The sequence below is a fragment of the Nocardioides sp. zg-1230 genome (assembly GCF_013155335.1).
Taxonomy (GTDB): Bacteria; Actinomycetota; Actinomycetes; order Propionibacteriales; family Nocardioidaceae; genus Nocardioides.
The window spans coordinates 727,328-736,300 of the sequence record NZ_JABJQZ010000002.1 but is presented as its reverse complement, the minus strand read 5'-3'; the positions used below and the strand labels follow the sequence as shown (position 1 = coordinate 736,300).

Genomic DNA, 8,973 nt, shown 5'->3' with positions numbered 1-8,973 from the left:
TGGTGGGCTCGGGGCGCCGGTTTTTGTGTCGTCTGGGGGTGGTGTCCCTGGGGGGGGGGGCCCCCTCCGCGCCCCACGAAGGTTGCCTTGCCCGGTCCGTTCTCAACGAACGAGGTGATGCCGCGGGTACGGTCCTCGGTCGCGAAGACCCCGGCGAACTGTTGGCGCTCGATCTCCAGCCCGGTGTCGAGGTCGACCTCGCTCCCCCGGTCGATGCACTCCTTGGCCGCGCGGATGGCCAGCGCGGCCGCGTTGCTGAACTGGGCGGCGTACGCCGTCGCCTCCGCGAGGACCTGGTCCGCGGGGACGACCCGGTCGACCATCCCGATGCGCAGCGCCTCGTCGGCCTTGACGAAGCGTCCGGTGAAGATGATGTCCTTCGCCTTCGCGGTGCCCACGAGGCGGGCGAGCCGCTGGGTGCCGCCGGCACCGGGGATGATGCCGAGGAGCACCTCGGGTTGGCCGAGGACGGCGTCCTCAGCGGCGAAGCGGAGGTCGGCGGCCAGCGCGAGCTCGCAGCCACCACCGAGGGCGTAGCCGTTCACTGCGGCGATGACGGGCTTGGGGATCCAGGCGATCGCGGTGGTGGCCGAGCTGACCGACGCGGAGACCTTGACCATGTCGGAGTAGCTCAGGTCGGCCATCTCCTTGACGTCGTTGCCGGCCGCGAAGACGCGCTCGCCACCCCACACCACCACGGCCCGCACGTCGTCGCGCTCGGTGAGCTCGGCCGCCGCCTCACGCAGGTCGGCCTGCACCTGGACGCTGATCGCGTTCATCTTCGGGCGGTCGAGCCGCAGGACCGCGACCCCGTCGGTCACGTCGATCGAGACGAACTCCATGGTGGCTCCTTGTCCGTGGGACGGCGTCGTGGACGCGGCGCGGATGGCCGCGGTGCGAGCCGCATTGTGCCGTGTGCCACTCGTGCGGCGACAATGGCCTGCGTGACACCGCCCCACTGGAGGACCACCGCCTGGCAACACGACGGCGAGACCATGTCGGTCTGGCCGGGTCGCAACTACCCCCTGGGCGCGACGTGGTCCTGGGACGCGACCAACTTCGCGGTGTACGCCCCCGAGGCGCGCGCGATGTGGGTCTGCCTGTTCGACGACGACGGCGTGGAGACGCGCCACCGGCTGACCGAGCTCTCGCTGGGCGTGTGGCACGGCGCCGTCCCGGGCGTGGCCCGCGGCGCGCGTTACGGCTACCGCGCCGACGGCCCGTGGGACCCCGAGGCCGGCCTGCGGTTCAACCCGGCCAAGCTGCTCCTCGACCCCTACGGGAAGGCCGTCTCGGGAGACCTCGTCGTCGACAAGGCCATCTTCGGCTACGTGATGGACGACCCCGCGACGCGCAGCGACCTCGACTCGGCGCCGTACGTCCCGCGCAGCGTCGTGGTCCACGACGACTTCCAGTGGGGCCCGGACACCTCGCCCCACCGCCGGTGGCGCGACACCGTGATCTACGAGATGCACGTCAAGGGCATGACCGCCCTCCACGACCGCGTGCCCGAGGAGCTCCGCGGGACGTACGCCGGCCTGGCGACGCCTGCGGTGACCGACTACCTCAAGGACCTCGGCGTCACGGCGGTCGAGCTGCTGCCCGTGCACCAGTTCTTCTCCGAGCCCGCCCTCGCCGAGCGCGGCCTGGTGAACTACTGGGGCTACAACTCGCTGTGCTTCTTCGCCCCGCACAACGCGTACTCCTCCGCCGGTGACCGCGGCCAGCAGGTCACCGAGTTCAAGCAGATGGTCAAGGACTTCCACCTCGCCGGGCTCGAGGTCATCCTCGACGTGGTCTACAACCACACCGCCGAGGCGGGCCCCCGCGGGCCGACCCTCAGCTTCCGCGGGCTCGACGACCGTGGCTACTACCAGCGCGTCGTGCCGCCGGCCCCCAAGCCCGGCCAGAAGCCCGAGCCCGTGCGCTACTGGGACGTCACCGGCTGCGGCAACACCGTCGACGCCACCCACACCCAGAGCCTGCGGATGATCCTGGACTCGCTGCGCTACTGGGTCACCGAGATGCACGTCGACGGCTTCCGCTTCGACCTGATGAGTGCGCTGACCCGGACCGACCAGGTCGTCGACATGGGCTCGCACCTGCTCACCGCGATCGGCCAGGACCCCGTGCTGCGCCACGTGAAGCTCATCGCCGAGCCGTGGGACGCCTCGATGGACGGCTACCGCGTCGGGCAGTTCCCCCCGCCGTGGATCGAGTGGAACGACCAGTTCCGCGACACGGTGCGCGACTTCTGGCGCGGTCACTCCGGCGGCGTACGGACCGTGGCGACGCGGCTGGCCGGCTCGAGCGACCTCTACGCCGACGACGGTCGCTCGCCCTACGCCTCGGTCAACTTCATCACCGCGCACGACGGCTTCACGCTGCGCGACCTGGTGTCCTACAACGACAAGCACAACGAGGCCAACGGCGAGGACAACCGCGACGGCACCGACAACAACCGGTCGTGGAACTGCGGCGTCGAGGGCGAGACCGACGACCCGGAGGTCGTCGCGCTGCGGCGCCGGCAGGCGGCCAACCTCATGGCCACCCTGTGCTTCTCCAGCGGCGTGCCGATGCTCACGGCCGGCGACGAGCGCGGCCGCACCCAGGGCGGCAACAACAACGCCTACGGCCAGGACAACGAGACCTCGTGGATCGACTGGCGCCCCGACGACGCCTGGTTCGACGTCTACGAGATCACCAAGACCGCCCTGCGGCTCCGGCGCGAGCACCCCGCACTGCGGCAGCGGCACTGGTTCGAGGGGCGGCCGACCATCAAGGGCGGCATCAAGGACCTCGTCTGGGTGCACCCGAGCGGGCGCGAGATGACCGTCGACGACTGGAACGACGACAGCATCCGCACCATCGGGATGTTCCTCAACGGTGCCCCCCTGCGCTCCCCCGGCCCGCACGGCGAGCAGGTGCGCGACCGGTCGTTCATGATCTGGCTCAACTCCGGCGTCGACGACGTCGAGCTGGTGCTGCCGGCCAACCAGTGGGTCCACCACGGCGAGGTCGTGCTGTCGACCAACACCGACATCGCCGTCGGGACCCCGGTGGTCGCGGGCGGCACGATGGAGCTGCAGGCGCGCTCGGTGCTGGTGCTGCGCCAGACCTAGGGATCAGGCCGGGGCGCCCATCCACTCCATCGGGTCGCCGGCGTCGAGGTCGGTGATGCCGAGGTTCTCGAAGGCACCGAGCACGACGAGGCGTCGTACGGCGGCGAAGGTGAGCACGTGCGCCACCATCCCGCCGTAGGTGAAGACCTTCGGGGTCTCGCAGGTGACGTCGACGAAGGTGTCGTCGAGGCGGCCCTCGTCGACGGTCGAGCGCACCTGGTCGAGGAAGGCCGGACCCTCCTGGGCGAGCTCGCGGCGCAGCGTGCTGAGCGACTTGCCGCGCTCCTGGGCGAAGTCGTAGCGACGCTGCTCGACGGCGGTGTTCCACTGCGCGAGCTGCCCGACGAGGCGGCCCAGCACGGAGCGGATGGTCATGTCGTCGTCGATCGTGGCGATGGGCACCTCGATCGGGGCGTCGAGCTGCTCGTCGCTCAACCGGGCCGCGCTCTCGATCATCTCGCCCGTCAGCCAGACGTGGTGCTCGATCATGCGTGTCATCAGGTCCATCGGGGTCACCTCTCGTGCGGTCGGTAGGCGGAGGCTGCCGGGTGGGTGGAAGTGCACGCCGCTCGGCCCGTCGATCCGGGTACGGGTGGGGTGCTGACGCCAGCGGCTCGGCGCGGCGCCGTACTCCCGCGCGAACGCCCGGGTGAACGCCTCGTGCGAGCCGAAGCCGGCCTCGAACGCGACGTCGACCACCTGGTCGTCGCTCGTCAGGAGGCGGTGGGCCGCGCGCTCCAGCAGCAGCCGACGGCGCATCCGCTCCGGCGGCTCACCGCCCGCGGCGGACACCACACGGGCGAGGTGGAAGCGCGACAGGTGGAGCCTGCGGGCCCGCTCCTCGTGGCCCATGTCGAGCGTCTCGGCCAGGGTGTCGAGGAACGCGGCGAAGGTGTCGGCCGCTGTCGTCATGGCCCCCACTCTCGCCCGTGGGCCGGACGTGCGCTTGATCCCACGTGCGCAGTCTGCGCCCGCTCAGGCCGGCTGTGCCACCGTCGCGGACTTGGCTGCCGCGATGACCTCGGTGAGCCGGTCCCGCAGCTCCATCAGCTCGTCGAGGTCCATCCCCAGGCGCTGGAGGATGGTGCCCGGCACCTCGAGGGCCTGCGTGCGCAGGTCGCGCCCGCGGGACGTCAGCGCCACCGCGAGGCTGCGCTCGTCCGCCGGGTTGCGGTCGCGCCGCACCAGGTCGGCCGCCTCGAGCCGCCTCAGCAGCCGCGAGAGGGTGGCCGGGTCGAGCTCCAGCCGGCGGCTGAGCTCGGTCACGGACAGCGGCTCCTCACCCCACAAAGCCAGCATCACGAGGTACTGCGGGTGGGTCAGGCCCATGGGCTCGAGCACCGGGCGGTAGACCGAGATGACGGTGCGCGACGCCACGGCGAGGGCGAAGCAGACCTGACGCTCGAGAGCCAGGGGGTCGGTCGAGGAATCGTCGATTCGGCTGGCCTCGGGCATTCCGTTAGCCTAGCAATGGTTGTCACAGCACACGATTCGTGAGAGAGGCTCGCATGGCCGGCAGCGTTCCCGCCCGACGTACGGAGAAGGGGCGCGGTCACCTGCTCGACCTCGACGCCCCGCGCCGAATCGTGAAGGACCCCGAGAAGGACGCGCGCGACCTGGCCCGGGTGCAGCGCTGGGTGATGTCGACCCTGGCCGTGACCACGATCCTCCACCTCGTGGTGGGCCTCGTCGTGGCAGCCGTGATGCTCGACGACTCCCCCACCTCGTCCAAGGTCGGGCTCAACGTCATCGCCGGCATCTTCGCCGCCATGGCCGTCGCCGTCGGTCGCGCGATCCACGGCAAGCGGATCGTCTCGCCGTGGTTGCTGCTCGCGGTGGTCCCGACCGCCGTCGGGCTCTGGCTGACCTTCGGCTGAGGCTCCCTCAACCCGCGGGTTCGAAGACCTCGACGAGGTTGCCCGCCGGGTCCGCGACGAGGAACTGCCGCCCTCCCGGTCCCTCGACGACCTCGCTGCGGAGCGTGGCGCCCGCGGCCCGGAGCCTGTCGAGGTGTGCGTCCAGGTCGTCGACGACCAGGTGGATGCGGTTGCGCCCGGGGGCGGACTCCTCCGGCGGCGTGGCGCGCGCCCCCGAGCTCTGCGGACCCGAGAGCAGCACCCTGAGCCGGCCGCGTACGACGTCGGCGAAGGCGGGCGCGGGATGGCTCAGCACCTCGAAGCCCAGCAGCTCGGTATAGAAGGCGACTGCTGCGTCGACGTCGTCCACGACGTAGCGGACGCTCGCGTACTCGTCAGCCATGAGACCTCACTCCCTCGCCCCCACACTCGCGCGGGTCGCTCCCGACGTCAACGAGAGACGGTCGCGGCCGCGGCGCCGTGGCTAGAGTCGGGACCATGGACTCCGACGCCGACCGCCCCGGGGCCGAGAGGCCCGAGCCCGACTACACGACGCTGCCCGAGGGTGTGCGCCTCTCGGACACGGTCGGGGGTGTCGATGCCGACCGGCCGGTCGACCCGGACGACGTACGCAACGTGGACCAGCACGCCGCGACGCGCGACGACTGACCGCGCCTCCCGACGGTCGCGTCAGAGCCCGAGCACCTGCGCCGCCACGAGGTACGCGCCGCGCACGCCCGCGGGGTCGCGGAGGTCCGGGTCGTCGTCGGCCACCGCGGCCGCCCGCGCGCGCACCGCTGCGCCCGGGTCCGCGGTCGTCAGGTCGGTGGCCAGCGCCGTCACCGCCAGCGCGAGGTCGTGCTCGTCGAGATGGTCGAGTGCCAGGCTGTCGTGCAGCAGGCCCGCCGCCTCCGCCATCACCTCGCGCGCGGTCTCGGCGTCCACGTCCGGTCGAGACGACGCGGCGGCGTCGGCAGCCGCGAGGAAGGGCTCGAGGATCCCGGGCCGAGCGGTCGAGGGCATGCCACGATCGTCCTCGCGACCACGGGGCACCGCAACGCGTCTCGGCCGTCGTAGGTAATAACCCGGATGCGGAACGGGCACGGGGAGGCGCACGCTGGGACGCCACCACCGGCGTCGGAAGGAGACGTGCCATGTGGGACACCGTCCAGACCAGCAGGACGCACCTCAGCCACGACCTGCCGTGCCCGGGGTGCGGCCACGCCGCCCACTCGTTCCTGCCGTGCAGCGACCTCTGTCACTGCCGCCGGCGCAATCCGCTGGCGACGAGCTCGGCCGCCTGACGACCGAGCCCAGCGGTGCTCAGGCCGGCTCGGCGACCAGCCCGAGCTCGGCGACCGAGGCCAGCGACTCGTTGCGCGGGACGACCCGGACGGTGTAGCCGAACGGGCCGGAGACCGCGAGCGGCACGGCGGCGTCGAAGCGGTGGCGGTTGCCGTCGTAGGACTCCCCCACCAGCATCGGCGTCACCGACGTCGCGGTGAGGACGTCGTCGGAGCCGATCCGCCCGTGCACGACCTGCACCTCGACGTCGTCGGTCGAGAGCGAGCCGAGCGCCACCCAGGCGCGGACGTTGAGCGTCGCACCGACGACGGCCTGGTCGCCGACGCCCTCGGAGTCGACGTGCTCGACGCGGACGCCGTGCCACGCCGCGCGGACCTCGTGCTTCCAGCCCGACAGGGTGCGGGCCCCGGCGTAGTCGGAGTTGAGGGTGCGCGAGGTGTGCGCCGCGGGGGCGTAGAGCTCGCGGACGTAGTCGCGCACCTGGCGGGTGGCGAGCACCTTGGGGCCGAGCGACTTCAGCGTGTGGCGCACCATCTCCAGCCAGCGCGGGGGCACGCCCTCGTCGTTGGTCTCGTAGAAGCGCGGCACGACGTCGGTCTCGAGCAGGTCGTAGAGCGCGTTGGCCTCGAGGTCGTCACGCCGGTCGGCGTCGTCGATGCCGTCGGCCGAGGGGATCGCCCAGCCGTTGTTGCCGTCGTACCACTCGTCCCACCAGCCGTCGAGGATCGACAGGTTGAGGCCGCCGTTGAGCGCCGCCTTCATGCCGGAGGTGCCGCACGCCTCGTACGGGCGCAGCGGGTTGTTGAGCCACACGTCGCAGCCGGGGTAGAGCGGCTGCGCCATCGCGATGTCGTAGTTGGGCAGGAACGCGATGCGGTGCCGGACCTCCGGGTCGTCCGCGAAGCGCACCATCTCCTGGATGAGCCGCTTGCCGGTCTCGTCGGCCGGGTGCGCCTTGCCCGCGATGACCAGCTGGATGGGGCGATCGGGGTCGAGCAGCAGCTTCTTGAGGCGGGCGGGGTCACGCAGCATCAGGGTGAGCCGCTTGTACGTCGGCACCCGGCGCGCGAAGCCGATCGTCAGCACGTCGGGGTCGAGCGCGGTGTCGATCCACGTGGTCTCGGCCGCGGCGTAGCCGCGCTTGGTCGCCGAGCGGCGCATCCGGTCGCGGGCGTCGTCGACGAAGCGGGTGCGCAGCGTGCGCTTGAGGTCCCAGATCTCCCGGTCGCTGATCTGGTCGACGAGCGGCCAGAGGGCATCGGTGTCGTCACCGTCGACGTCGGCGCCCCGGCTCGCCGCCAGCTCGATGACCTCGCGGGCGATCCAGGTCGGGCCGTGGACGCCGTTGGTGATCGAGGTGATCGGCACCTCGGCCTCGTCGAAGGCCGGCCAGAGGCCGTTGAACATGCCGCGCGACACGTGGCCGTGCAGCTCGGACACGCCGTTGGCGCGCTGGGCGAGGCGGAAGCCCATCACCGCCATGTTGAAGACGCCCGCGTCGCCGCCCTCGTAGTCCTCCGCGCCGAGCGCGAGGATCCGGTCGACCGGGACGCCCGGCGTCGGCGAGTTGCCGCCAAAGTACTGGGAGACGAGCTCACGCGGGAAGCGGTCGATGCCCGCAGGCACCGGCGTGTGCGTGGTGAACACCGTGCCGGCGCGGGAGACCTCGAGCGCGGTGTCGAAGTCCAGGTGTGGCCCGGCCTCTTCGACGGTGAGCTCACGGATGCGCTCGATGCCGAGGAAGCCCGCGTGGCCCTCGTTGGCGTGGAAGACCTCCGGCGCCGGGGCGCCGGTGATGCGCGACCACACCCGCAGGGCGCGTACGCCGCCCACGCCGAGGAGCAGCTCCTGGCGCAGCCGGTGCTCGGAGTTGCCGCCGTAGAGCCGGTCGGTGACGTCGCGGTAGTGGGCGCTGTTGTCCTCGATGTCGGTGTCGAGGAGCAGCAGCGGCACGCGCCCGACGTGGGCGACGAGGATCCGGGCCACCAGGTCGGGCCCGTCGGGCAGCGCGATCGAGACGGTGGCGCGGGTGCCGTCCGCCTCCCGCAGCTGAGTCAGCGGCAGCTCGTCGGGATCGAGGACGGGGTAGCTCTCCTGCTGCCAGCCGTCGCGGTCGAGCGCCTGCTTGAAGTAGCCGTGGCGGTAGAACAGGCCGACGCCCACCAGCGGGATGCCGAGGTCGGAGGACGCCTTCAGGTGGTCACCGGCCAGGATGCCGAGGCCGCCGGAGTACTGCGGCAGCACCGACGTGATGCCGAACTCGGACGAGAAGTACGCGATGGCGCGCGGCGCGTCGTCGCCGGCCTTGCGGGCGTACCAGCGGTCCTCGGTGAGGTATCGCTGCAGGTCGGCGTGTGCCGCGTCGAGACGACTGCGGAAGTCGCCGTCCTCGACCAGCTCGTCGAGCCGCTCGCGGCCCACGGCGCCGAGGAAGCGCACCGGGTCGCACTTGACCTGGCGCCACAGCTCGGGGTCGATCGAGGAGAACACGTCCTGGGTGGGCGGGTGCCAGGACCAGCGCAGGTTGCCGGCCAAGGTGGACAGCGCGCCCAGGGGCTCGGGCAGGACAGGACGGACGGTGAATCGTCGGAACGCTCGCACGGACCAGCACGCTAGGCCATTTCTTGGAACGATCCAAGAGCACCCCCTCCGGCGAGGCGCGGCCCACCCGCATAACCCCTGCCCCGCGC

The 8,973-nt window shown here is 71.7% G+C and carries 9 protein-coding genes and 1 pseudogene; 4 read left to right on the top strand and 6 right to left on the bottom strand.

Going from position 1 to position 8,973, the window contains the following annotated elements; all coding sequences use genetic code 11:
- Positions 1 to 68 precede the first annotated feature (68 nt).
- Positions 69 to 842 (bottom strand): annotated as a pseudogene (locus HOO61_RS11540) (enoyl-CoA hydratase/isomerase family protein); the annotation flags it as partial.
- Between the two features lie 102 nt (positions 843 to 944).
- Here HOO61_RS11540 and glgX point away from each other — a divergent pair.
- Entirely contained in the window at positions 945 to 3,122 is a 2,178-nt protein-coding gene (glgX, locus tag HOO61_RS11535) for a glycogen debranching protein GlgX (RefSeq protein ID WP_367650131.1), read from the top strand.
- A 3-nt stretch (positions 3,123 to 3,125) separates the two neighbouring features.
- Here the strand turns inward: glgX and HOO61_RS11530 are convergent, their stop codons facing one another.
- Both HOO61_RS11530 and HOO61_RS11525 read right to left on the bottom strand, forming a co-directional pair.
- Positions 3,126 to 4,034, bottom strand: coding sequence for a helix-turn-helix domain-containing protein (locus HOO61_RS11530; protein ID WP_172258798.1), 909 nt, complete (start codon positions 4,032 to 4,034; stop codon positions 3,126 to 3,128).
- A gap of 63 nt (positions 4,035 to 4,097) precedes the next feature.
- A complete protein-coding gene (locus HOO61_RS11525) occupies positions 4,098 to 4,577 on the bottom strand; it encodes a MarR family winged helix-turn-helix transcriptional regulator (RefSeq protein ID WP_172258797.1) in 480 nt (159 codons plus the stop codon).
- 53 nt (positions 4,578 to 4,630) lie between these two features.
- Here HOO61_RS11525 and HOO61_RS11520 point away from each other — a divergent pair, with 53 nt between their 5' ends.
- Positions 4,631 to 4,999: a hypothetical protein gene (locus tag HOO61_RS11520; RefSeq protein WP_172258796.1), complete on the top strand. Its 369-nt coding sequence runs from the start codon at positions 4,631 to 4,633 to the stop codon at positions 4,997 to 4,999.
- Positions 5,000 to 5,006: 7 nt separating this feature from the next.
- Here HOO61_RS11520 and HOO61_RS11515 read toward each other — a convergent pair whose 3' ends face one another.
- On the bottom strand, positions 5,007 to 5,381 hold the full coding sequence (locus tag HOO61_RS11515; protein WP_172258795.1) for a VOC family protein: 375 nt from the start codon (positions 5,379 to 5,381) through the stop codon (positions 5,007 to 5,009).
- Positions 5,382 to 5,476: 95 nt separating this feature from the next.
- Between HOO61_RS11515 and HOO61_RS11510 the strand changes: the two genes are divergently transcribed.
- Positions 5,477 to 5,647, top strand: coding sequence for a hypothetical protein (locus tag HOO61_RS11510; RefSeq protein ID WP_172258794.1), 171 nt, complete (start codon positions 5,477 to 5,479; stop codon positions 5,645 to 5,647).
- A 21-nt stretch (positions 5,648 to 5,668) separates the two neighbouring features.
- Here the strand turns inward: HOO61_RS11510 and HOO61_RS11505 are convergent, their stop codons facing one another.
- The gene (locus HOO61_RS11505; RefSeq protein WP_172258793.1) at positions 5,669 to 6,001 is read right to left on the bottom strand and encodes a hypothetical protein; all 333 of its coding nucleotides are present in this window, start codon (positions 5,999 to 6,001) and stop codon (positions 5,669 to 5,671) included.
- 131 nt (positions 6,002 to 6,132) lie between these two features.
- On the opposite strand from HOO61_RS11505, the gene HOO61_RS11500 reads away from it, so the two are divergent.
- Positions 6,133 to 6,282: a hypothetical protein gene (locus tag HOO61_RS11500; RefSeq protein ID WP_172258792.1), complete on the top strand. Its 150-nt coding sequence runs from the start codon at positions 6,133 to 6,135 to the stop codon at positions 6,280 to 6,282.
- A gap of 19 nt (positions 6,283 to 6,301) precedes the next feature.
- Here the strand turns inward: HOO61_RS11500 and glgP are convergent, their stop codons facing one another.
- Positions 6,302 to 8,884, bottom strand: coding sequence for an alpha-glucan family phosphorylase (gene glgP, locus HOO61_RS11495; RefSeq protein WP_172258791.1), 2,583 nt, complete (start codon positions 8,882 to 8,884; stop codon positions 6,302 to 6,304).
- Positions 8,885 to 8,973 lie beyond the last annotated feature (89 nt).